At 66.7% G+C, this 22,355-nt stretch carries 21 protein-coding genes and 1 pseudogene; 8 read left to right on the forward strand and 14 right to left on the reverse strand.

Annotated elements, in window-relative coordinates:
• Positions 1-164 precede the first annotated feature (164 nt).
• From ACZ6DL_RS20030 to ACZ6DL_RS20040, 3 genes are all read right to left on the reverse strand, one after another.
• Complete coding sequence (locus ACZ6DL_RS20030; RefSeq protein WP_466053033.1) at positions 165-1,556, reverse strand: aminotransferase class V-fold PLP-dependent enzyme; 1,392 nt, start codon at positions 1,554-1,556, stop codon at positions 165-167.
• Positions 1,557-2,165: 609 nt separating this feature from the next.
• Positions 2,166-3,065, reverse strand: a complete 900-nt coding sequence (locus tag ACZ6DL_RS20035) for a serine hydrolase (RefSeq protein WP_466053035.1) — start codon at positions 3,063-3,065, stop codon at positions 2,166-2,168.
• Positions 3,062-3,937 carry a LysR family transcriptional regulator gene (locus ACZ6DL_RS20040; protein ID WP_466053037.1) on the reverse strand — a complete coding sequence of 292 codons (876 nt, stop codon included), beginning with the start codon at positions 3,935-3,937 and terminating at the stop codon, positions 3,062-3,064. Before ACZ6DL_RS20040 ends, ACZ6DL_RS20035 begins: the two co-directional genes overlap by 4 nt.
• Before the next feature lie 179 nt (positions 3,938-4,116).
• On the opposite strand from ACZ6DL_RS20040, the gene bla reads away from it, so the two are divergent.
• Positions 4,117-5,031, forward strand: coding sequence for a class A beta-lactamase (gene bla / locus ACZ6DL_RS20045; RefSeq protein WP_466053279.1), 915 nt, complete (start codon positions 4,117-4,119; stop codon positions 5,029-5,031).
• Between the two features lie 315 nt (positions 5,032-5,346).
• Here the strand turns inward: bla and ACZ6DL_RS20050 are convergent, their stop codons facing one another.
• Entirely contained in the window at positions 5,347-5,508 is a 162-nt protein-coding gene (locus tag ACZ6DL_RS20050) for a hypothetical protein (RefSeq protein ID WP_466053039.1), read from the reverse strand.
• A 1,283-nt stretch (positions 5,509-6,791) separates the two neighbouring features.
• Here ACZ6DL_RS20050 and ACZ6DL_RS20055 point away from each other — a divergent pair.
• Positions 6,792-6,980: pseudogene (locus ACZ6DL_RS20055) on the forward strand (IPT/TIG domain-containing protein); the annotation flags it as partial.
• Complete coding sequence (locus tag ACZ6DL_RS20060; protein WP_466053281.1) at positions 6,981-8,405, forward strand: ice-binding family protein; 1,425 nt, start codon at positions 6,981-6,983, stop codon at positions 8,403-8,405.
• Between the two features lie 453 nt (positions 8,406-8,858).
• On the opposite strand, the gene ACZ6DL_RS20065 is transcribed toward ACZ6DL_RS20060, so the two are convergent.
• Entirely contained in the window at positions 8,859-9,299 is a 441-nt protein-coding gene (locus ACZ6DL_RS20065; RefSeq protein WP_466053041.1) for a hypothetical protein, read from the reverse strand.
• A 163-nt stretch (positions 9,300-9,462) separates the two neighbouring features.
• Between ACZ6DL_RS20065 and ACZ6DL_RS20070 the strand changes: the two genes are divergently transcribed.
• A complete protein-coding gene (locus ACZ6DL_RS20070) occupies positions 9,463-9,666 on the forward strand; it encodes a hypothetical protein (protein WP_466053043.1) in 204 nt (67 codons plus the stop codon).
• Between the two features lie 75 nt (positions 9,667-9,741).
• On the opposite strand, the gene ACZ6DL_RS20075 is transcribed toward ACZ6DL_RS20070, so the two are convergent.
• Positions 9,742-10,218: an SRPBCC family protein gene (locus ACZ6DL_RS20075; protein ID WP_466053045.1), complete on the reverse strand. Its 477-nt coding sequence runs from the start codon at positions 10,216-10,218 to the stop codon at positions 9,742-9,744.
• A gap of 468 nt (positions 10,219-10,686) precedes the next feature.
• Here ACZ6DL_RS20075 and ACZ6DL_RS20080 point away from each other — a divergent pair, with 468 nt between their 5' ends.
• Together ACZ6DL_RS20080 and ACZ6DL_RS20085 are read left to right on the forward strand one after the other, a co-directional pair.
• Positions 10,687-11,742 carry an alpha/beta fold hydrolase gene (locus tag ACZ6DL_RS20080; RefSeq protein WP_466053047.1) on the forward strand — a complete coding sequence of 352 codons (1,056 nt, stop codon included), beginning with the start codon at positions 10,687-10,689 and terminating at the stop codon, positions 11,740-11,742.
• Positions 11,743-11,842: 100 nt separating this feature from the next.
• Entirely contained in the window at positions 11,843-12,973 is a 1,131-nt protein-coding gene (locus tag ACZ6DL_RS20085) for an FAD-dependent oxidoreductase (RefSeq protein ID WP_466053049.1), read from the forward strand.
• A gap of 110 nt (positions 12,974-13,083) precedes the next feature.
• On the opposite strand, the gene ACZ6DL_RS20090 is transcribed toward ACZ6DL_RS20085, so the two are convergent.
• Entirely contained in the window at positions 13,084-13,653 is a 570-nt protein-coding gene (locus tag ACZ6DL_RS20090) for a hemerythrin domain-containing protein (protein ID WP_466053051.1), read from the reverse strand.
• Between the two features lie 102 nt (positions 13,654-13,755).
• Between ACZ6DL_RS20090 and ACZ6DL_RS20095 the strand changes: the two genes are divergently transcribed.
• Positions 13,756-14,220 (forward strand): hypothetical protein, encoded by a 465-nt coding sequence (locus tag ACZ6DL_RS20095; protein ID WP_466053053.1) that lies wholly within the window; start codon positions 13,756-13,758, stop codon positions 14,218-14,220.
• Between the two features lie 120 nt (positions 14,221-14,340).
• Here ACZ6DL_RS20095 and ACZ6DL_RS20100 read toward each other — a convergent pair whose 3' ends face one another.
• A complete protein-coding gene (locus tag ACZ6DL_RS20100) occupies positions 14,341-15,189 on the reverse strand; it encodes an alpha/beta fold hydrolase (RefSeq protein ID WP_466053054.1) in 849 nt (282 codons plus the stop codon).
• Between the two features lie 164 nt (positions 15,190-15,353).
• Here ACZ6DL_RS20100 and ACZ6DL_RS20105 point away from each other — a divergent pair, with 164 nt between their 5' ends.
• Positions 15,354-16,547, forward strand: coding sequence for a PucR family transcriptional regulator (locus tag ACZ6DL_RS20105; protein WP_466053055.1), 1,194 nt, complete (start codon positions 15,354-15,356; stop codon positions 16,545-16,547).
• A 248-nt stretch (positions 16,548-16,795) separates the two neighbouring features.
• Here ACZ6DL_RS20105 and ACZ6DL_RS20110 read toward each other — a convergent pair whose 3' ends face one another.
• The 6 genes from ACZ6DL_RS20110 to ACZ6DL_RS20135 all read right to left on the reverse strand — a co-directional run bounded on the left by ACZ6DL_RS20110 (position 16,796) and on the right by ACZ6DL_RS20135 (position 22,295).
• Entirely contained in the window at positions 16,796-17,806 is a 1,011-nt protein-coding gene (locus ACZ6DL_RS20110) for a DUF5914 domain-containing protein (RefSeq protein WP_466053056.1), read from the reverse strand.
• Entirely contained in the window at positions 17,803-19,398 is a 1,596-nt protein-coding gene (locus tag ACZ6DL_RS20115; protein WP_466053058.1) for an FAD-dependent oxidoreductase, read from the reverse strand. The genes ACZ6DL_RS20110 and ACZ6DL_RS20115 overlap by 4 nt, the downstream gene beginning before the upstream one ends.
• Positions 19,395-19,727, reverse strand: a complete 333-nt coding sequence (locus ACZ6DL_RS20120; protein ID WP_466053060.1) for a lycopene cyclase domain-containing protein — start codon at positions 19,725-19,727, stop codon at positions 19,395-19,397. The genes ACZ6DL_RS20115 and ACZ6DL_RS20120 overlap by 4 nt, the downstream gene beginning before the upstream one ends.
• Positions 19,724-20,077: a lycopene cyclase domain-containing protein gene (locus tag ACZ6DL_RS20125; RefSeq protein WP_466053062.1), complete on the reverse strand. Its 354-nt coding sequence runs from the start codon at positions 20,075-20,077 to the stop codon at positions 19,724-19,726. Before ACZ6DL_RS20125 ends, ACZ6DL_RS20120 begins: the two co-directional genes overlap by 4 nt.
• Positions 20,078-20,086: 9 nt before the next feature.
• The gene (locus ACZ6DL_RS20130; RefSeq protein ID WP_466053064.1) at positions 20,087-21,091 is read right to left on the reverse strand and encodes a phytoene/squalene synthase family protein; all 1,005 of its coding nucleotides are present in this window, start codon (positions 21,089-21,091) and stop codon (positions 20,087-20,089) included.
• A 124-nt stretch (positions 21,092-21,215) separates the two neighbouring features.
• Positions 21,216-22,295, reverse strand: a complete 1,080-nt coding sequence (locus ACZ6DL_RS20135) for a glycosyltransferase (protein WP_466053065.1) — start codon at positions 22,293-22,295, stop codon at positions 21,216-21,218.
• Positions 22,296-22,355 lie beyond the last annotated feature (60 nt).

Here is a 22,355-nt window from a genome sequence, read left to right on the forward strand (position 1 = left end):
CACCATCAACTGACACTCCCGGACAGGGACATACGCCGCCGAGCCCCGATCCGGCGGCGTATCCCATACCCGCAACCAGAGCCGCAATATTCGAGTGCGTCCCTCGGCAGCGGCGGTCCCCCACTCGCTCGGGATGCCGCACCGACCTACCCGGCTCAGACCACTCACCGCGGTGGATCGACGATATCCGCCCACTCGCTCAACAGCGTCCACGCGGCGGCCACATGCTCCTGGCGGGTGGCGGTGGCGCCCACGGCCAACCGGAGCGCGAACACCCCACGAACCTCTGTGTGGGACAACAACACTCGTCCGGTCGCGTTGACCGCGTCCAGCAGTGCCCGATTCGCCTCGTCACCGCCGCGCAATCGGAAACAGACCAGCGACAGTGGATGCGGCGCAAGCACTTCGAAACGATCGTCCGCGCAGACCCACGAGGCGAACTGCTGGGCCAGTGCCACGCTGTGCCGGATATGTTCGCGCAGCCCGGTCGCGCCGTACCAGCGGATCACCGCCCATAGTTTCAACGCCCGGAACCGACGTCCCACCGGCACCTGCCAATCCCGGTAATCCACCACCGCGCCGGATTCGCTCGCACTGTTGCGCAGATATTCCGGCAACACCGACAGCGCACCGGTCAGCGCACCACGATCGGCGACGTAGCAGGCGTCGAAGTCCAGCGCGGTGAGCAGCCACTTGTGCGGATTGGTCGCGTAGGAATCGGCGAACTCGGCCACACCCGCGTGGATCCACCGCAGCTCCGGACATATCGCCGCGACACCCGCATACGCCGCGTCCACATGCAGCCACACACCGTATTCGCGGCAGACCGGACCGATGAGCTGCACCGGGTCGACCGCGCCGGTGGACGTCGTGCCCACCGTCGCCATCACCAGGACGGGGGTTCGACCGCAGGCCACATCCTGTTCCATCGCCGCCCGCAGCGCCTTCGGGTCCATCGACAGGTCGGCACGGGTGGCGATGAAACGCACGGCCGAGGAGCCGAGACCCGTGACGCGCGCGACCTTTTCGAAACCGCAGTTGGCTTCGGTCGAGGTGTAGACGACATAGCGGCCACGGTCGATGCCGTCACGAGCGACCTGCCCATCCGAGGCTCGGTGCAGCGCCGCGAGCAGCGTGACGAGCATCGCGCTGGAGGCGGCGTCCTGAACCACACCGCCACCGCTGCCCGCGAAGGTGAAGCGTTCGGGCAGGCCGATCAACCCGGCCAGCCAGTCCAGGACATGCTGTTCCAGCTCGGTACAGGCCGGGCCGGTCTGCCAGAGCATCCCCTGCACACCCAATCCGGAGATCAGCAGATCGGCCAGCGCCGCGGGACCCGACGCACCCGTCGGGTAGTAGGCGAAGAACCCAGGATGCTGCCAGTGCGTCAGGCCGGGAACAATGACGCGATCCATATCATCGAGCAGAGCGGCGAACGGCTCGCCGACCTCAGGCGGAGACGGCGGCAGTTGTGCGCGCACCGCGCCAGGGGCCACTGTCGACAGCACCGGCAGCGACTCCACTCGCTCCCAATAGTCCGCCACCCAATCCACCACGGCGCGACCGTGTTCCCGGAATTGCGCCGCCGTCATATGCCGAGGCACGGGCGCGTCGTCCGCCGGCCGCGCGCCGGGGCAACTCGACGCGCTCACGTCGTGGTGGGATAGAGCAACTCGAGGAGTGGTCGCCACCGATCACAGGGTAGAGGTCCGGTGCACCGATCAGCGCCGATGCGGCGGTGAGGCGTGTCGCCCTTACCCGGCACCGGAACAAGCAGGATTCGTTCCCCTCGGGGTCGTCCAGTACCTGCCATATCCTGCGACGGTCTTTCGGCCGGGCCACCCTCGTCCGCGATCGGCTGGCCTACATCCGCTCCGGAACGATCGGCGACAGGGGTTGGGCAGCGCCGAGTTCGCCAACCGCTTCGCCGGCTTCGTCCGGGGCACGGTAGCGGGCTGAGCGGACTGCCGCAGGTGCTGTCGCAGCAACGTGCTGGTGACGATGTGGTCCGGGTCGCCCGTAACCGCGACACCGAGGTGACCTGGATCAGATCGCTGCTGATTCCGAAGTGCACAGCTTCGTGGCCTGCGTCGGCGAAATTCGAAGCGCGAGAATCGAATACATGTCGTACACCCAGCGTGCGCAACGTGCCCGGAATCGTGACGTCATCCTTGCGGTAAGGGAAGGCGGAGTTCGGTGACGGCGATGCGGGCGGTTTCAGCGATGGCGGCGTCGACAACGGGCAGGTGGGGGTCCGCGCGGGCCGCCCGGGTGAATATCGCGACCGCGACGGGGTGCTCGCCGGGAAATTCGACGACCGCTACCTCGTTGCGGATGACCCCGATGGTTCCGGTTTTGCCTGCGACCGCCACAGTGCGGTAGGGGAATCCGGCGGTGACGCGGTGCGGCCAGACTTGGTGGCGCATGACGGTGCGGACGAATTCGGTCTGCTGATCGGACAGCACCGCGCCGCTCCACAGCGCGCGCAGGAGACGGGTCATTTCCTCCGGTGTCGTCGCGCTCGTGTACGACGGGTCGTACGCCGACACCGACCATGCGTCGTCATTCTCGGCGAGCACGGCGAACGCTTCGGCGGTGGTGTGGGTGTCGGTGTCGCGGACGAGGCTGCGGTGCAGGTCGGCGGTGCCGCCCACGATCCGGGTGCGGGTGAGGCCGAGATCGTCCAGCAGGCCCTCCACCGCGCCGAGGCCCGTCGCGCCGAGTAGGACATCGGCCGCGGCGTTGTCGGAGACGGTCATCATCGACGTCGCGAGGTCGCGCAGGCTCATGGTCACCGGGTCGCGCATGACGGCGATGCCGGTGGGCCCCGGCGTGCAATCGGACGGTGTCACCGTCAGCCGGGTGGCAGGATCGAGGCGCCCGGCGTCGACGAGGCGGCAGAACGCGACGAACAGCGGCAATTTGTATACCGACGCGAGCACTACCCGCTCGTCGCCGCCCACGGAGATCTCGGTCGCGGACCCGTCGCACCGGCGGGCGTGCAGCCACCCGCTGCATCCCGCGTCGGCGAACACGGCGCGGATCCTGTCTTCGGCGGTGCTCATCGCAGCCGCTCCCGATACAGCACCCGGTCGACGGCATCGGCATGGGCATCAGCGTCCGGACGGTGGACGACGCGGACTCGCAGGGCGACCGCCTGCGGCGCGATGCGCAGCCAGGTCACGCCGGGCGCGGACGACGGAGGCACGGCGGTGAGCCCGAAGCTCGTTCCGGCCGCCACCGCCGCGAACACCGTCCGATCGTCGGGCGCGGGCACGATCGGTGCGTCCAGGCCCCGCTCGCGCAACAGATCCACAACGGTGTCGAAGGCAGGAGGATTGGTGGCACGTGGCGGGCAGGCGAAACTCAGTCCGGCGAGCATAGGGAAGGTGGGGCGTTCGGCGCCGGCGCTGCGATGATCCGACGGCACCACGAGCCACCGCGGAATCTTGACGACCGGGCGGACCTCGACACCGTCGACCAGCGCGGGATGCTCGACCACGGCGACGTCGCACAGTCCCGAGCGCACGTCGGCGACCAGGTCGACGGTGGCGCCCACCGTCGTGGACACCGCGGTATCCGGGACGACCGCCGTGCGCAGCGCGCCCACACACGCCGTGACCACCCGGTCGGGCAACGCCGCGGTCGCGCCCCAGTGCACGGCGCCGTGGGCGCTCGCGATGCGGTGCGACTCGGCGAGCAGGCGCTCGGCGTCGTCCACGAGCAGCCGAGCGCGCGGGAGCAGCTGCAGACCGGCCGAGGTGAGCACGGCCCCCTGCCGGGTGCGGTGGATGAGGTCGACGCCGAGATGCCGTTCGAGCCGCCGAAGTCCCTGCGACAGCGGTGGCTGGGTCATGTCCAGCGCGGCCGCCGCCCTGCCGAAGTGCCCTTCCTCCGCGATGGAGACGAAGAACCGAAGGTGGCGGATCAGGTCCATGCGGTCATTGAACCAGCGGATTCGCTGACATCGGTTCCGCCGGCCCACCAAGCACTCCGACCGGCGCCGAATCGCGGGCGAACCTGCGACGATATCCAAGTCGACTCGCCCACGCCGTGGCCGGATATTGGCGTCGGCGGCGGCGTCGATGATGTGGTGCGGCAGTGACCCTTTCCGACATTGCTCACCGTTCCTCGTTCGGTCGTCGCTTCCTCGCCGCTGTGGCGGTGTCCGCGCTCTCCCTGGCCACCGCCGCGTGCGGGTCCGGCGCCGATGCGCCGGCGGCCTCGGACACCACACCCGCTGCCACGATTCCGTCGTTCGCCGAGATGGAGACGACACACTCCGCACGGCTCGGTGTGTATGCGATCGACACCGGCACCGGCCGCACCGTTGTCCATCGAGACGGGGAGAGATTCCCGATCGCCTCCACGTTCAAAGGTCTCGCCTGCGGGGCCCTCCTGCGCGACCATCCTCTGGCGACGGGTTATTTCGATCAGGTGATCCACTACTCCCGGGACGAACTCGTGGCCAACTCGCCGGTGACCGAGAAACACGTCGACACCGGCATGACCGTCGCCGAGCTGTGCGATGCCACGATCACCCTGTCCGACAACACGGCGGGCAACCAGCTGCTGAAGCTTCTCGGCGGCCCGGAAGGCTTCACCGCGTTCCTGCGGTCCATCGGCGACACCGCCTCTCGCCTGGACCGCTGGGAGCCCGAGTTGAACACCGCCGTTCCCGGCGACGAGCGGGACACCACCACAGCCGCCGCCCTCGCCACCGACTACCGCAACCTCGTCCTCGGCGACGTTCTCGCCGAACCCGAGCGAGCGCGATTGAAGTCGTGGCTCGTCGCCGCCAAGACGGGGAACGCACGCATTCGTGCCGGGCTGCCCGCCGGCTGGACCGTCGGCGACAAGACCGGCAGCCCCGCTTACGGCGGCGCGCTCGACGTCGCGATCGCTTGGCCGCCCGGACGCGCCCCGCTCGTCATCGCCGTGCTGTCCGCTAAATCCGAGCAGAACGCCGAAGCCGACAACCCTCTCGTCGCCGAGGCCGCCCGCACCGCGGTTGGTGTGCTGGGGTATTAGTCGTCGTCCAGGGCGAATCTCCAAGATCAAGTGAAGCAATCCACCACCCCACCGGTCGGCAGCGTGATAGTGGGCCGGGTCGGTCATCCGATCTGCCACAACGGGCTGGAATTTCCAGTAAGTCGGGGACGGCAGGCCTCGTCCAAGACCAGATGTCAGCGGTTGATTCGCCACAGACCTACGACGTAGTGCAGGCTTTCGGCCAAAAATCCTCCGTGCCCCGGGAATCGGCCGGAGGAGTATCCGGAGGCCTTTGCTCGTCCATCCGGCCCGACGCCAGGGTACCGCCCCTGTGAGCGTCGCTGGTATCGGTAGTCAGTCATCGGTGACAGCGTCATCCAGACTGAGGTCGTAGTCGTCGAGTTCGGGGTCGTAGGAGTCAGGTGCAGGTAGGTAGGTAGGTAGGTAGCTGGAGATGGCGCCGGACTGTCGGGCGGCTGCGGCGTAGGCGATCCGGTCGTCCTCCGATACGTCCATGCCTGACGATTCGGAGTGGCCGATTCGGCGCTCAGAGGAGGGGGCGTCCACGAACCCTCCATGGGTCAGCCGTCAGGTAGCCCGTTCTGCGATGACCGCGAGAATGCTCCCCGGTAATCGGTCGATTGATGGGTTCGGCCCAGTACCTCTGCCGGCATGGGGAGAAGTGCCGTTGGTTCACCGCCGTGGTGTATCCATGCGCGCCCGACCAACAAGGGAAGAACTAGTTCGGTGCGCTGCGTATGGATCAATGCGTTGAGCGCCGTTCGACGTATCTCGACATCGGCGACCTGCGCGAAGGGACGCAGCAGCTCCTACTGTTGACCGACCGCGTGCCGGGCGGCACCTCGCTCTGCGAGTCCGTAATCATCTGTGCTGGCGGCAATTGCGGCGAGCAGACCTAGTACAGCGGCGGTGTGGATACCAGCCCCGGCCAACCGGGCTAGGAACGGCACCGCGTGCGGAATCGCCGAGTAGACCGTGCCTTGGTGCCAAATGCTTTCGAACAGCTCGCGCAGCGCTTTCGCTGTGCGCCGTCGGATGCAAGCTGATGGTGGATTGTCAGAATTGCCGAGAGATCTCCAATGCCCGCCATCCGGATTTCAAGATCTCCCATGTGGGCAGTGTGAACCTCCTCGTAGACCGCCGACCCGTATGAAATATGCAGCCGCGAACGGGCCTTTCTTGACCCTTGGTAAGGCCTCGAGGTTCCGGCGCGGAAGCTGATATCTGCCCCCCATGCCGTCGCGCCCACTTTTCAGATCAAGCAAACATCCCGTACTGCCGAATAGCAGGTGACAGAAATCTGCCCGATCAGACCTCTCCGTTACATTTTGGCCAGGCATGCTGGTGGCGCTTCCCGTTGCCGGTGTGCCTCCCAGATATCGAGGATCTCAGTAGCCGCGTCGGCGGCCTCGGGCGAGCCTGCCTCGAAACATCTACCCACCGGATACGGTTCGCGAAGTCGGCGCCCAAGCGCTGCTCGCCTCATCAGGCACCATGCGTCCGAGCTTCCGCGCCATCGGTAAGGAAGCGATGGCCGATGGATCGACGACACCAAGCTGCCCACCAAAACCAGGTGACAACGTCACCCCTGGTGTCCAGTTTCCCAACAGCTAACTGCCGGAGTCGAAACCGGACAAAACCGGACGAAAACGGACTGGGAATGCATTGCCAAAGTGCCTCCACTGGAGGACTACTGGTATTAGCGGCATAGCAAGAATCAGGCCTGTGCTGCTGCGTGGGAACTCTTTTCACGTTTTTCCTGAATAGAAGGTAAGAAAATGGCACCTGTCATCACCTCGCTGAACCCCTCTTTCGGTCCTCCAGCGGGTCTCAACTCTGTAATCATCACCGGCTCCGGATTCGCCAATGTCGGTCCCTTGACTGTCCGGTTCGGCACGAACGCAACGACATTCGCCATCAACTCCGATACCCAGATCACGGCCATCGCCCCGCCTGGAACCGGAACGGTGAACGTCACCGTACAGGCACTGCTGGACGGCACGAGCAACCCGGTGCCCTACACCTATGGTGGTGGGCTTCCTACCGTGACCAGCATCAATCCGGCTTCGGGGTCGGCGTCCGGTGGGACGACGGTCGTGCTCACCGGGACGAACTTGACCGGCGCTACCGCGGTGAGTTTCGGTGGCACACCGGCAACCTCGTTCACGGTCAACTCGCCGACACAGATCACGGCGGTGGCACCTGCCCATGCAGCTGGAACGGTGCAGGTCACCGTCACCACCGCGGTGGGCACCAGTAACGGTGTCTCGTTCACCTACATCGCGGTGCCCACCCTCATCAGCGTCACTCCGAGCTCGGGGCCGCCGAGTGGTGGAACAGTGGTTGTGCTCACCGGCACAGGCTTGACCGGCGCCACCGCGGTGAGTTTCGGTGGGACACCGGCAACCCTGTTCACCGTGAACTCCGACACCCAGATCACCGTGCTCACCCCAGCCCATGCAGCTGGGACAGTGCAGGTCACCGTCACCACCCCCGGCGGAACCAGCAACGGTGTCTCGTTCACCTACATCGCGGTGCCCACCCTCATCAGCGTCACTCCGAGCTCGGGGCCGCCGAGTGGTGGAACAGTGGTTGTGCTGACCGGCACAGGCTTGACCGGCGCCACCGCGGTGAGTTTCGGTGGGACACCGGCAACCCTGTTCACCGTGAACTCCGACACCCAGATCACCGTGCTCACCCCAGCCCATGCAGCTGGGACAGTGCAAGTCACCGTCACCACCCCCGGCGGAACCAGCAACGGTGTCTCCTACACCTACGTTTCGGGTCTGGCGCCGGTCAATTTGGGGACAGCCTCGTCGTTCGCGGTGCTGGGTGCCTCGACAGTCACCAACGCCGGAGCCACGGCCATCACCGGGAACCTGGGCGTCAGCCCGGGCACCTCAGTGACCGGATTCCCGCCGGGAACGGTGACCGGCGGAGCGATCCATGCCGGGGACTTGGTCGCGGCGCAGGCGCACACCGATTTGCAGGCTGCCTACCTCGACGCGGCGAGCCGCACGCCCACCGCGTTCGTGACCGCCGATCTGGCGGGACAAACCCTGACCTCCGGGGTGTACAAGGCCACCGGCGGGATCGGTCTCAACGGCACCGTGACTCTGGACGGGCAAGGTAATCCGAATGCGGTGTTCATCTTCCAGGCCGGGTCGACACTGATCACCGGGGCGAACAGCACCGTGAACCTCATCAACGGTGCCAACGCAGACAACGTGTTCTGGCAAGTCGGTAGCTCGGCCACACTGGGCGCCAACACCAATTTCGCCGGCAACATCCTGACCTTCACCTCGGACACGGTGTCAGCCGGAACCACCGTGAACGGGAGCGTCCTTGCCCTCAACGGCGCGATCACCCTGGACACCAACACCATCGGCTGAGCTCCGATATACCGAAAGGATCTCGACGCCTGTCCGCGCGCTTCGGCGCGCGGACAGGCGCGTATCGGGGTGCGGGTAGCCGCGACGTATCCCGGGTCCGCTGTTGCGGAGTGAAGGCGAATGGAACGGAGTCCCCCGGCGCTATTCCCTCCCGAGTCGGCCACCCCCACTCCCCGACCAGCAACGTTTCCGCAAACGTCATCGGGTTACTCGGGCGGGTCGGCTGATCAGTCGCGAACCGTACCCACCAACGAGCTTCAGCCACCGCGAGATTGCCTGGTCAACGCGAATGGCGCACCCTCGCCGAACTACTCACCGCACCGCGCCCATGCAGGGTAGCGGTCCGTTGCCTCGACGGCCGCCGCATCGATCACGACCTGGACGGCGGTGGCTGGTCGCGGCTGGGTACCCGCCGATCGGCCCCAAGCGACGCCGGATCTCGTCCGGATGTCACTACCCCTCAACCGAACCCGGGTATTCCGCGTGGAGGTCGCCGCCGAACAACTTCCAGTAGAAGGCGTTCATCTTCGCGGCGGTAGGTGCGTACCAGGTCAGGATCGCGGCCACGACTGGCGGCACGTCGTCTGGGATGTGGCTAGTGGCGCACTGGAGTACGTACTCGTTGCGGGCGATGGGGCCGCCGACGCCGTACTGGCAGAACACCGGCAGGTCGAACAGGTTAGCGGTGGAGCCCCGGTGGGCGAGTTCCCGATCGGTCAGCGGGATGCGCTTGGCGAACACCGACACGCCGTCGACATCCAGGACCGCCGTGCCGCCGCCCACTCCCACGCTGTCGGACCGACCCGTGTCCATGAGCTCGTCGAGCTCGATGTCGCTGCGGGAACCCAGGAAAGCCGAGAGTGTCCGGTGGCGATCGCTTCTGACAGCCGTCATCGCACGATTCTGCCACCGACCGGGTGGTGGACCGCTTGTGGTGAGGCGGCCCAGCCAGGACCCCCGGCCCCGGGGGTGAAGGCGCATGTCCGACCCGGTCGTCGGATCGGCGGTGATCTCAATCGGCGCGGATCACGGCGATCGACCGCTCGACCGTGTAGGCGTGGGCAGCGGTGAGTACGCGGGCCTGCTCGCCGATGACGGCGGACGCGCCTGGCGAGGCAAGCAGCTCCCTCAGGTGGTCACAACTGCTCGCGCCGATCACGAGCGCGCCGTGGCATCGGCGGTGCGCGCCACCATGGCCGCGACCGCCGAACCGGGCCTCGACTGCGGCCAGGGTGGTGCCGAGAGTGGACGTCGGCAGTGAACTCTTGGGCCATTCGCGGTGCACCGACGACGAGTGCGGCGTCGGATCCACTGTTCGGCCGAGGAATTGCCGCGCCTATCTCAGCGAGCCGGATTCCTCGATGGGGTTACGGGGCGGTTTGGCCGCATAGGCTGCGAGGTCGTCGGCCATGCGCTGCATCACACGCGGAAGCACGAAGGGCATGAGCCAGCCGACACCGGGCCGCATACGCCAGCGGCCGTGCCAGACGATGTTCGTGCCGCCCGCAGCGGTGGGCTCGAGTTCGATTACAGCTCGGTAGTCCTTCATCGCGAAGTTGAAGGCGTCCTCGTACGCCATGCGACGATCCGTCACCAGCTCTGTGAGTCGTTCGCCGGTGACCACGCGGCCGGTGCGAAACGCCCTAACCGCTCCGATGTCGTCATGGCCGTGCGGATCGAGGTCGCTGGAGCGTTCTTCGACCAATTCGTCCAGCCCGGAGGACCATCGGGGCCAGCTTCGACCGTCGATCAGAAGCCCCCACACCGTGCCGACGGGGGCAGGGGTTGTGGACTGCACTCGGTAGTGCGGCATGTCGTGCCCTTTCTTCGTTTTCGGCGGCGCGATCCACGCAGCGCGGCCGAAGAGGTGCTGGAGGGGTTCGACCTGGGCTCCAGTCCAGTTCTCCTCGGTGCGTACCGGGACGCCGTCCTCTACGAGGTGTCCTCGCCCGTCACCGACACGGTGCCCGTCAGCCGTCCGAATGCTACCAATCAACGACGAAACCCCTTGCCAGGAAGATCAATTGGGATCGGCCGCCAGTCAGTATGCCGCGGCGGAATGATCACTGTCTGCGCCGGATTGCTTCCCCTGGCAGCAGACATCGGAAAGCCGCAGTGAATCCTTTCGGGTCGTCGGCGTCTCTTATAGCCAGCACGACCCCTCAGCCGGAAAGGCAGAGGTCGTGAGGCGAGCAGCACGCAGAACGAATTCAAGGCATCCGGCTGCTCCCTACCGCAGCACAGCCTCGACCCCGCCCGTCCGGAACCACAAGGAGCCGACATGTCCGCTTTCCACCCACCGCAGCCAACACCGGCAACGCCGGACCGCGGGCGGACGCCCCGCCGTGGCCGGCTCACCTCGCGACACCCGACACCCGCCCTCGCCGTCATCGCGGCCCTGGCCACCAGCATGCTGCTGATCGCTCCCGCCGCTGCTGACGCCGCCCCCACGGCCGGACGGCCCGCCCACACCGACATCGACTCGACAACGGCTGAGCACTTCGACCGGTCACCGTCGTTGAGAGCACCCACCCACGTCGTCACCGTCGCGGGGTTGCCGATCGCCTACCGCAGCTTCGGACACGGACCAACCCTCCTGCTGACCCCATGTCTCGGATTCAGCATGGACGACTGGGACCCGGCGCTGCTCGACCGACTCGCCGCGACCAATCACGTCGTCATCTTCGACTCCGACGGCGTCGGACGGACCCCAGCCGGGTCCTCGGCCGTTTCGACCGTCCCCCAACTCTCGGATCAGGCCTCTGGCCTGATCCGGGCTCTCCACCTGAACCGACCCACTGTCGTGGGCTACTCCCTCGGAGGATTCGTCGCGCAACGCATGGCCGTGGACCATCCCGACGACGTCGGCGCGCTGATCCTGATGGGTACCGGCCCCGGTGGATCACAGCAGGTGCTGCCCGACCTGCCCGGTCTGGTCCGGGGCATGCCGGCATTCGACCCGCTTGTGCCTGCCGACCAGGTCATTCCACTGTACTTCAGCGGCCACCCCGATGCCCTGGCCGCGTGGAGTCGACGAACAGCTCTGCGCCCCAACCGGGTCGGGGTGACTCTGACCGGCCTCAACCGTCAACGCGCCGCGATGACCGGCTGGCTCGTCGACCCCGCCACCAACGTCGTCAGCAGTTTGCCCGCCCTGCGGCTGCCCACCCTCATCTTGGGCGCTGAAAACGACGAGCAAGAACCCGCTGCCAACTCCAGCGTGCTACATAGCTACATCAACGGTTCGGAATTGCTGATCTACCCCGGGCTCAGTCACGCGTTCCCCTTCGAAGCACCAGAGCGCGTCGCGGAAGACATCGCCCGGTTCGCTCGGTAGCAGCCCGAACAGCGGCGGCATGAGCACCGGGCTCACGGCGCAGTGCCGCATGACGCCGCCCTCCGGATGTAGCCCGGCCCGGCTCCGTGAAGGTGCCGCCGTGTCCACCCCCTTCCGTGGCACCGACCTCCTCGGCAACAGTCTTGCTGCGCTGCCGATGCGGGGATCGGCGGTGGCTCATCAGATGTCGCTCTACGCTGAGTGCATGGTCACCATCATCGGCGGAGGAATCGCAGGGACCGCTCTCGCCGGAGCTCTTGGGAGGGACGGCATTCCGGCCCGGGTTTACGAAAGTCAGCCATCGGTCGGCGCCGGTGCGTTCCTGGTGCTGGACGACCGAGCGCATGCCGCGCTGACCGGCCTCGGCGTGCCCGCCGACCGGCTGGACGAGGTCGCTCATCCAGTGGATGCCCTTCGGGTCGAATACCAGCCGCGCGAAGCGCGTTTCGGGCCGAGCCGTGGTCACCGGCTGTACCTGCGCGCCGAACTCATGTCGGTGTTGACCGAATTCGCCGCCGCTACAGCATCGGAATTCCATTACGGCACCGCGGTAACCGATGTCGACCAAGGTGTGCTCTACAGCGGCCCTACCCGGCTGCCTACCGATGACGTCGTCATCGCGGCCGACGGCATCGACTCCCTCGCCCGCCGCCGGATCGAGCCGGAGCGAACACCCGAGTACGCCGGGCAGATTGTGTTCTACGGCCGTACCGAGCGTGCCCTAGCGTTGCGCACCAAGAGCACGGTGCTGCATTTCGACGGCCGGATCGGTGCGGACGGCCGCCCGGCGGGCGCGTTCGGCCACTTCTGGGACGAAGGACTTTCCGTCTGGTTCGCCAGAGTCACCCGCCCGCCTCTTCCCGCCGAGAACATCGGCTTCCATCCGGTAGCGGAGTGGGCGGAACTCATTCGAACGGTCGCCCCGGGCGTCTCCGACGTGGTAGATCTTCTGTTGGCCGAGACGGAGACCGTGCATGTCTCGAATGCGCGCAACGTCCCCTTCGCCGCCGCCGCTGCTCCACGGCTTCCGGTGATCCTGTGCGGCGACGCCGATCACGCCATCACACCCGCTGAAGGAGTCGGGGCGCGTGACGCGATCGAGGACGCGGCGGCCATCTTTCGCGCGCTGTCCACCGGCTCCTCCCCCGCGGATGCGATGGCGGCCCGGCGGCGGCAGATCGCCGCCGATCGGGAGCAGGTCGTTCCGCCCTATCGCCGCACCGAGAACTAGCCGTCCTTGCCGCTCGAGCACGCGGTCTGCCACGGATTCACACCACCCTCGACTCGGGGTCCGGCGCTGGAGGCAGTCCGGCCACCGACTGCCGCGGCCGGACTGCCGGGTCAGTTCCGCTTCAGGGTGCCGACATTCAGCGACCCGCTCGCAGCGGTCGGCAGCTTCCTCTCCGCCGCCCGGACATAGCTGACGGGATCTTTGTCGACGGGCTCGACGCCTGCGTAGTTCCGCGCCTCGTAAGCGGCGAAGGCGACGGCCAGTTGATGGCGGCGCGACAATCCGGTCAGCTTGCGGAAGTCGGTGAGTCCCTCGCGTTCTTCCTCGGCCATGTGATCGCTGTTGGCCGAGTTCGCCGCCGCGACAGCCGCGTACCAGGCCTCGGTGCCGGCCTGATGACGCGCCACTTCGGCGATCGCGTCCCTGATCTCGTTGTGGTCGTGGATGGCGTCGAGTGTCTCGTCTTCCACACCGCCCGCGCGCCGAGCCGCGAAGCCCGCCTGCAGCAGTGCGGGGTAGAAGATCTCCTCCTCCGCCTGCGCGTGCAGTTCGAGGAAGGCCGCCAGCCTGCTCCAGATCGCGGAGAGCGCGTCGGTCTCCGTGGGGTCGATCTGCTCCAGGATCGCGAACAGCCGCCGCTGCTCATGGTGGTCATCGAGGATCAGCTCGGTGATGTCCACGATTCCTCCCTGATACGTACTCGAGGTCAGTACTGAACGCCGGGGCAGACCGGCGCTCGAGGCGGCTGGCACGTCTGTCAGAAAGCCGACGATAATCCATCGGTGAGCCGCCCCGCCGCTGACGCACCGCCGAGCGATCCACCGGTCTTCGAGGTCGACGCGCGACAGCTGACACCCAACGTCATCCGCGTCATCAACGCGACCGTCCCGGGCGCTACCGCGCGGCGCGAGCGCGTTCGCGCTCCAAGGCACGGGCGCGCTGTTGTTCGAAGCGCGGACGCGTACCTGCTCCATGTCGTCGAGGAACGCGGCGAGCCGCTCGCGCGCCTGTTCGCCGCGTACCCCGAAATCGTTGCGATCCGTGATGTTTCACTGCCCACCCCCGGGACACGCGCCAAAGCTGTTGGCTGCCATTTTTCGCAATCGAACCGGTCGGCATACATACCTTCACCGTCCCGGTTCAGCGCACAAGGCCGAAGGTCCCTGAGGAGCAAGGACCGAGTACCCGGTATTTCGATGACCGCGGCCGCGACGACTCCACGCCGCCGTCGTCGCGGTGATGCCTGACCGCACGCTCACGGCCGGATCGGCGGTGCGGCTTCGGACGGCGGGTCCGTGGCGACACGAAGGATTCGCGGCCTCGCAGCGCGGAGCCGCGCCTGTGCTAGAGGTCCCCTAGCAGCAGGATCAGGATCCGCCGCGGGTGATCCAGTCGATGAGATCGTTCTCGACTTCCTCGCGGTTGAGCTCGTTGAGAATCTCGTGTCGGGCATTCGGGTAGATCCGGTAGGTGATGTCGGTCAGACCGGCATCACGGTAACGCTGGACTTGAAGGTCACTCAGCCGCAGCTTGTCGTTGAGCGGGTCGGCGTTCCCGACCATCACGTAGAGAGGCAGATCGCTACGGATTCCCCTGGGTTCCGCCAGCCGCTCGGTAGCGACGCTGGCCAGCAGCGACATGTTGGCGGGGTCGAGTTCGAATCCGCACCACGGGTGGGCCAGGTAGGCGTCGACCTGAGCTTCGTCGCGGCTCAGCCAGTCGGCCGACGTGCGCGTCGGCTCGAAGTCCCGGTTGAACAAGGCCTGCAGGTCACCCCGAGCGGCGGCGATGTTCGCGAACAGCCCGTCGACGGCTGTCGTGCCACACAGCACGACCTCGTCGACGAGATGGGCGTGGTCGAGCAGATACTGCTGGACGGCGAACGAGCCGAGACTGTGCCCGAACAGGATCACCGGCAGCCCCGGGTGCTTGTCGCGCAGGATCGCCGTCAGCGTGGCCATGTCCTCGACCAGCAGATTCCACCCGTCGTCGCCGAGATCGCCGGGGGCGCCCGTCATACTGTGGCCGTGGCCGCGGTGGTCGTTGGCGTAGACGACGAACCCGAGGCCGGCCAATCGTTCGGCGAGATGACTGTAGCGCCCGGCGTATTCGCCCATGCCATGCGCTATTTGGACGACGCCGCGGGCTGCGCTCCCGGAGGGACGCCACTCGTGTACATGGATGGTTGTGCCGTCACTGCCGGCGAAGGTGAACATCGGATACTCCTGTGGATCCGCTCGTGTGAATGAGCTTGTGTAGCGCGGGACCGAGACGGACGAAATCGTCGCACCCGCGGTCGCCCCCACCCATGGACACACGAACAACATCGCCCGCGAACTGTTGTTCCCTGGAACAGTCGGACCCTCGGTAAGCTGCGGAGATGTCGAAAACAACGCCTCCACGGGCGATCGTCGACGTCGCCGCGATCCTGCTCGAGCGCATCGATGACCTGGGGTTGCGCCTGGCTCAGCGCTTCGTCGCCGAACTCGACACCTATCGCAACCAGACCCAAGTGCCGTTCGAGACGATCCACACCTCCTGCACCCGCAATCTCACCCTCATGGTGCGCCACTTCACCTCCACCGCACCGCTGGATCCCGAACCGCCCAAGGAAACCGGGAGACTGCGCGCCCGACAAGGCGTGCCATTGGCGGAAACCCTGCATGCCTTCCGCATCGGGTTCGAATTCCTGTGGTCGGAACTGGTCGCCGAAGCCCGCCGCCATCCCTCGGTCACCGACGTGATGCTGGTCGACCTGGCCGCGGAAGTATGGGCGCTCTCGGGCGAGTACTCCGTCGCCGTCGCCGCCGCCTACCGGGAGATGAGTTCGGAACTGATGCTCCAGCGCGAGCACGAGCGCTCGGTACTCGTAGAAGCGTTGTTCACCGGCGTCATCGCCGACCCTGCCACCCTGGGCGAAGCCACCCGAATCCTCGGACTGCCACCGGCGGGACGCTATGTGGTGGTAGCAGCTGACGTCCCCGCCGCAGGTCGCGAGGCGCTGCCGGGGATCGAGACCGCACTGCGCTGCGCGCAGATCACTTCTGCCTGGCGGCTGCTGCCCGACCAGCAGATCGGTGTTCTGTCTGTGCCCGAGCACCGAGAAGATTCGGCGATCCGCACACTTCGCAAGTCTCGCGCGCGCGTCGGTATGAGCCCGCCCTACGAGGCGCTCACCGACACGCCACAAGCGCTGCGTTTCGCCCGCCTGGCAGTGAGTGGGCTGGGTACACGCGCCTTCGGCGTCGCGCGATTCGACGACAACCCCCTCGCGATGCTCATGGCGGCAGCCCCCGCCGAAGCCGAACGAATGGTCCGCCTCCGGCTCGGCCCGCTGCTCGCGCTGCCATACGAGGAACGGACCCGATTGCTAGAGACGCTCGAAACCTGGTTCGACGCAGGTGGTTCCGCCGCGCGGACCGGTGAACGCCTCTACCTGCACGCGAACTCCGTGCGGTACCGGTTGCGGCGAATCGAGGAACTGACCGGCCGATCGCTGACGAATCCCGCGGCAGTTCGCGATCTCGGCGCCGCGCTCGAAGCACTGCCGGTGCTCGCAACACGACCACTGTGACACCGCCGGGTCCCGGCCGAGACCCCGTCGACCAGCCCGATTCGGTGCAGTTCTCCCCTGCGCTGCTGATCGCCGGTGGGTGGGCGGTGATGCTGCCGGTGGAGGGGATTCCGGTGACTCGGAAGCCGGGACGGTGCGCCCTCGAACCGGCCCCACCTTCCCCACCGCAGAATTCCGCGCCGACTTCGTCCGAATCGCCGGCCTGAGTCGGCCCGCGGGTTCGATCGGAAGACCGGGTACCGGTCCGCCTACCGACGATGGGTACGCAGTTGATAGCGTCGCTCGGCGTACGCCATGTCGTCACGCCACAGCCGCGTCGCGGCGTGAGTCATCAGCGGGCGCAGCACCGGCAGGACCCGGCGCGCGTACCGGAACCCCGGCCGCTGCGAGTTCGCGATCACGGCCTCGATCACCGCGGTACGCGCTCGGCCGTCGGGGCCGGAACCTATCGGGGTCGCGTGGGTTTCGATGACGCTTCCCGTTCCTTCGCCGGAGATGATTCGCATGACGATGGTGCGCGGATCCGGGCAGGTGAACTCGGCCTCGACGGGCACCCCGAGCCGGCGGGTCACTCGGAAGGTCACGGTGAGCAGGAACCGATGATTCTCCTCGATGATGTCGTGCCGCGGCGGGGCCTGCGTCACCTCCAGGTGGGTGAACGAGTATGGATGCAACCAGGAGCCGTGCCAAGGGTCGAGCCGGTTCGCGATGATGTCGCGAGGCTCGCATACGCCGGTCAAGCGCGTCACCGCGTGGACGGTGGTGTCGGCGGGGCGGGGGCCGATGATCGGTGTGTCGGTGGGTGTCTGCTCGCCGATCGTGTCCAGCCGCACCCAGGCCAGCACGCCGTCGTCGTAACTGGGGTATGGACACCATCGGGCGGATCCGGTCGCTTCTACCCGCAGACCATGCCATCGGCAGATCAGTGCGACGTCATCGACCTGCGCCTCGGCAAGTGGTGCTCCCAGATGCGGACATGCTCCCGGACCGACGTGCAGGACGTTCCGCTCGTCACGCCAGGCCACGAGTTCGATCCCGCCGATGGTCGTACTCAGCGGACGGTCGCGACCGATACTGCGACTGGCGGCGAAGGTGTACCAGTTCCCCGAGGGACGCTGTTGTGACCAGCGCAGCGCGGCCGCGATCAGACCAGGGTCGGCATCCCCGTGGGTCGGCCGCTGGCGAGACCATTCCTGCGGCGAGAACCGCTGTAACGGAACGTTTTTCGGCCATTTGCCGAACTCGGCGCGTTTGCTCATCGTGTCCCCTTGCGAGTGGCGAGCGTGCGCAGGATCGCCGATCGACCCTGGTGCGGGACCGTTTGCAAGGAATGCCCGGCACCAGCCCACTGACGAACCAGCGTGTTCGCCGCGATCCAGCCGGTGGTCGCGGCGCGTTCCATCAGAGCTACCGGCAAGTCGACGCGTATGCCGTCGCCGGCCAGCACCAATCGCGGATGCGGAGTCGAAACACCGGGCCGTCGAGCGAAGTCTCCGGGCGCGAACCGTGGGCAATCCTGCCGCCACAGTATGTTCTCCCCCACGATGCGGGCCTCGGCGGTCTCGGGATAGATGTGGTGCAGCCGGGTGAGCAGCCGTTCGCGCACCTCGTCACGTGCCGCGTCGCGCGGAATCTCATCCGCAACGGCGTAGGCGTGCAATTCGATGACGCTTCCACCACTACCGCGTGCCCAAACCGCTGCTTGCTTCTCGTACCTGTCCACCACGCTGATGTTGTCGAGCGGATTCAGGTTTCCGGTGCCGAGGAAGCTCGGGCGGTCGGCCCGCACCGGCTGATCCAACCACAGACGGTGCACCGCGAAGGACGGCGCCACACCCATTCCGGCTACCTGTGCACGCCATGGCGTATCACCGAGCGTGGGGGACGCGGCGACGATCCGGCGCAACCCGGTGATATCGACGGCCAGGACCACTGCGTCGGCGGTCATCTCGGCGTCGGTGTCGTCGAACACGCGGAACCCGATCGCGTCGTCGGTATCAATTCGGTCGACGCACACGCCCGTGTTCACGCGGACCGTGCCCGGCCGCTCGGGCACTTGCGGCGCGGTGAGGTAGTCCGCGAGCGGCGCCCACAGGCTGACATCGAAATTGTCCTCTGCCACGTCGAAGAGCAAGCCCTCGCTGGAGCCCAGGAAGTAGATGTGGAACATCGTCGCCAGTTCGGCGGCGGACATGTGCTGGGGAGCGACGAAGAAGCTGCGCGAGAAAACCTCGAATGCGAGGTGGCGGGCCGCGTCGGGAAAGTTGACGCGACGAAGGAACGTATCCGCATCCAGGTGATCGATCCTCTGGTAGATGTCCGGGACCGAGACCGCGGCCAGCGGCGCGGCGGCGCGTGGGTCCATACGAATCAGATCGCGCAACCGAAAGGTCGGGCTGCGCAGCGCGAAGGCGAGCGCATTCCAAGGTGGAGTCCTCGGCAGATGGCGAAAGGTGTCGCGGCGGCCCTCGGCGTCGATGAGCGGATAGTCGTCGAGCCGGCGCAGCCTGCGTAACCGCGGATCGGTGCGGGCGAGCAGTTTGCGAAGGTTGTAGTACTGCGCGAAGAAGGCGTGGAAGCCACGATTCATTCCGACCGCGCTGCGATCGGGAAGATGTTCGGTCCAGCCGCCGACCCGCCCACCCAGGTACCGCTCGCGTTCGATGACCTCGACATGAAATCCCCTTTCGGCCAACCCCGTCGCAGCCGCCAGGCCCGCGATCCCGGCACCGACGACGACGGCCCGCGGACGCCGACCGCCACGGCCGACGTCCATGTACCCCGCGGCTGCGGGATAGTGCACGCGCCGAGGATCCCTGCCGTGCCGAGAAGCCGATGCATCGAGTCTCATCGCCGCACCTCGCTCTGCCGCTGCCGGGTCCGCTCCCAGCCCAGGAGCACCGAGGTGACCAAGACGAAACCGAACAAGAAGTCCTCCACCGGGATATCCCAGGGGAACCGGAGTCCGAGGATGTGGTCCGGGTCGTATCGCACGATCGGCGCGTCGAGCCTGGTCAACCACCCGTCGACGAGGATTTGGAACCCCAGGACGATCAGCATCGTCAACCAGTAGCCGGGTCGCCGAAACAGCCCGGTTCGCAACAGCGCGCACTCGACCAGACACACCGCCACGACCGCCGCTAAGGCGGGCAGCGTATACCCCCAGCCCACCGAGTTCATCGTCGCAGCCCTTTCGTCGCGCTTCTGCTACCGCGGCGACGGACTGCCCCGAGCAGCGTTTCGACCGCGCTGTAGGTCAGCAACCCGCACAGCGGGACAACGATGAAGAACAGCAACTCCTCCAGCGGAATCGCCCCGGGCAAGACCACGCCCAGCACATAGCGGGAGTTGAAATCCCACACACCGGCGGCAATCGCCACCAGGTCCCAGACCACGAACACCGTGACCACGGGCAGCAGGACGCCGAGCAGCAGCCGCGGCCTGCGGTAGACACCCGGGCCGAGGAACTCCAGCGGAGCGGTCAGCACCAGGCAGGCGACGAGGATTAGGAGATAACGCCAGTGGTCCATACCAACACCTCACGTGTGTTCGCGCGGATCGGCGGAATCGAGCGATATGGCGGACCCGTCCAGGGGGACGTTCGAAGCGCGGGGCCGAACCGGTCTCGCGGATCGCCGTATCCACCACGCTCGCAGCTGGCCCGCCGCGCCGACCTGTAGTCGGCGACCGATTCCAACTCTGGCACGATGTCCGAACACTTCGAAGTCCGCCACTTCGATGCGGTCGAGTATCTCTGCATACAGCGTCGCCGCGGTCGTCACGCATGGCCGCGAGCGAGGCGCGAGCAATTCGATCCCCTGAAGCGCGTAATCGTAGATTTCTCTGGTGATCGCGTGCTGTGCCGCCAACGCGCGTCGCACTCGCGGCTCGCCTCGGCGATGTCGGCGGCACCACAACAGCAATTCCCGGTCCACACCGTGTGCGTCCAGCTCGTCAGCGGGCAGATAGATGCGGTTGCGAGCCAGATCCTCGTCGACATCACGCAGGAAGTTCGTCAGCTGGAATGCCTTGCCGAGGGCGGCGGCGTACGGCGCGGCTGCCGCCGAGTCCCTGGTGCCCAGCACCGGCAGCAGCTGCAGGCCGATCACCTCCGCCGACCCGTAGACGTAGCGGTCCAGCGCGGCGCGGTCCGGATAGTCGGTCACGGAAAGATCCATACGCATCGAGGCCAGGAACGCACCGAACAGATCGTTCGGTATCCGGTAGGTCTCGGCGGTGTGCAGGACTGCGGCCAGTACCGGATCACCGCCGGTGTTCGCGGCTTCGAATTGCCGTGCCAACCTGTCCAATCGAGCAGCACGGTCGGCCGTTGACGAATGCGGGTCGAATTCGTCCAGGATGTCGTCGGCGCGCCGCGCGAATCCGTACAGCGCGTGCACAGCGGGTCGCTGATCGGGTGCGAGCAACCGAGTGGCGAGAAAGAAGGTCTTCCCATCGCGAGCGTTGATTTCGCGACAGATCCGATACGACTGCCGCAGTTCCTGGTCCGTTATTCCTGCGGCGTCGAGCTCCGTGCGCATCATGGCCACCTCCTCAGCAGCACGAATCGCGGGTATCGGCGGGCACGCGAGATGGAGACTTCACGCTGTCGCCGGTGGCAGAACACGTCCGGCGGGCACAGCGGTTTGCGCGATGCCGCGGCGATTGTCATTTTTCGTCCCCTGCCCTCGGATGCCGTTCCTGGATGGCGGGTGCGGATACCGCGCGGCGACGGCCAGAGGCCACTTCCGTCAATGCGGCCGCGACGGCGTCGAAGGGGGACCGATTCGCGATTTCCAGCGCCAACCGGTTTGCCGCGGCACGGAAGCTGCCAGACCCCAGCACTCTGTCGACCGCCGCCGTGATGGCAGCGGGCCGGGGCCGGGCGGTGCGGAGATCGATGCCTGCACCGACGTATGCGACGCGGGCCGCGGTCTCAGGCTTGTCCGCAGTATCGCCCGCGACGACCAACGGCACTCCGTAGCGCAGCGCTTCGTTCACGCCGCCGTAGCCACCGTTGGTGATCATCACGTCGACCCGTGGCAAAAGCCGGTCATAGGGTATGAAATCGGCGGCATATGCGTTCGCGGGCAGAGTTCCGATCGGCGAGCGCGAGCCACCGGTACACGCGATGACCAGTAGATCGGGGCGTTGGCTCAGCGCCGACAGAGACGGGCGGAGCAACTGATCGAAACACCGATTGTCCCAGGTGCCCTGCGTGACATGGACGATCTTTCTCGCATCATCCGAAGCAGGCCACCAGCTAGGCACAGCGACATCCATGGCGACAGGAGTCGGAATCGGTCCGACGAATACCACCGACGGCGGCAGATCGTGTCGCGGGTATTCGAATCCTGGCACAGTGAATTGCAGTATTCGATCGGCAAGCAGGGGCCAATCGAGCAGAAAGGCCGGCGCGGGCCCCAGCTCGACCGCGCGCAGTAGTACCTCGAGCTTCGCCTGGACGCCACGAAACAGCACCTGCTGCACGAACCGGTTCATGGCCGTGTAATCACGACCCGCTCGCGGTTGCCAGCCGATCCCGAACGGCGGGCAATCCGCGCTGGACAGCATCAACGGAACGACGCCGCAGGCGATCACCGGCGGACGTTCTCGCTGCGACAAGAGCAGCGGAATGGCCCCGGTGAACATCACATCGACCAGAACGACATCGAAGTCCGTGCGATCCAGCTCAGCGCACAGTGCACGGTACTGCGCCGGGATCGGCGCGAGAAAAGCGGACTGCAACTCCGCCCGCCCGGTTTCCCACCGCCGAAGCAGATCAGAGGCCCTACCACGTGGTCGCGC

It is taken from the genome of Nocardia sp. NPDC041819, assembly GCF_055590505.1.

Bases quoted from the DNA above. Each gene is read 5' to 3' on its own strand.
- ACZ6DL_RS20035 (WP_466053035.1), bottom strand. From the start codon at position 3,065: ATGAGCACCGCCGAAGACAGGATCCGCGCCGTGTTCGCCGACGCGGGA.
- ACZ6DL_RS20040 (WP_466053037.1), bottom strand. From the start codon at position 3,937: ATGGACCTGATCCGCCACCTTCGGTTCTTCGTCTCCATCGCGGAGGAA.
- ACZ6DL_RS20050 (WP_466053039.1), bottom strand. From the start codon at position 5,508: ATGGACGTATCGGAGGACGACCGGATCGCCTACGCCGCAGCCGCCCGA.
- ACZ6DL_RS20065 (WP_466053041.1), bottom strand. From the start codon at position 9,299: ATGACGGCTGTCAGAAGCGATCGCCACCGGACACTCTCGGCTTTCCTG.
- ACZ6DL_RS20075 (WP_466053045.1), bottom strand. From the start codon at position 10,218: ATGCCGCACTACCGAGTGCAGTCCACAACCCCTGCCCCCGTCGGCACG.
- ACZ6DL_RS20080 (WP_466053047.1), top strand. From the start codon at position 10,687: ATGTCCGCTTTCCACCCACCGCAGCCAACACCGGCAACGCCGGACCGC.
- ACZ6DL_RS20100 (WP_466053054.1), bottom strand. From the start codon at position 15,189: ATGTTCACCTTCGCCGGCAGTGACGGCACAACCATCCATGTACACGAG.
- ACZ6DL_RS20105 (WP_466053055.1), top strand. From the start codon at position 15,354: ATGTCGAAAACAACGCCTCCACGGGCGATCGTCGACGTCGCCGCGATC.
- ACZ6DL_RS20110 (WP_466053056.1), bottom strand. From the start codon at position 17,806: ATGAGCAAACGCGCCGAGTTCGGCAAATGGCCGAAAAACGTTCCGTTA.
- ACZ6DL_RS20115 (WP_466053058.1), bottom strand. From the start codon at position 19,398: ATGAGACTCGATGCATCGGCTTCTCGGCACGGCAGGGATCCTCGGCGC.
- ACZ6DL_RS20120 (WP_466053060.1), bottom strand. From the start codon at position 19,727: ATGAACTCGGTGGGCTGGGGGTATACGCTGCCCGCCTTAGCGGCGGTC.
- ACZ6DL_RS20125 (WP_466053062.1), bottom strand. From the start codon at position 20,077: ATGGACCACTGGCGTTATCTCCTAATCCTCGTCGCCTGCCTGGTGCTG.
- ACZ6DL_RS20130 (WP_466053064.1), bottom strand. From the start codon at position 21,091: ATGATGCGCACGGAGCTCGACGCCGCAGGAATAACGGACCAGGAACTG.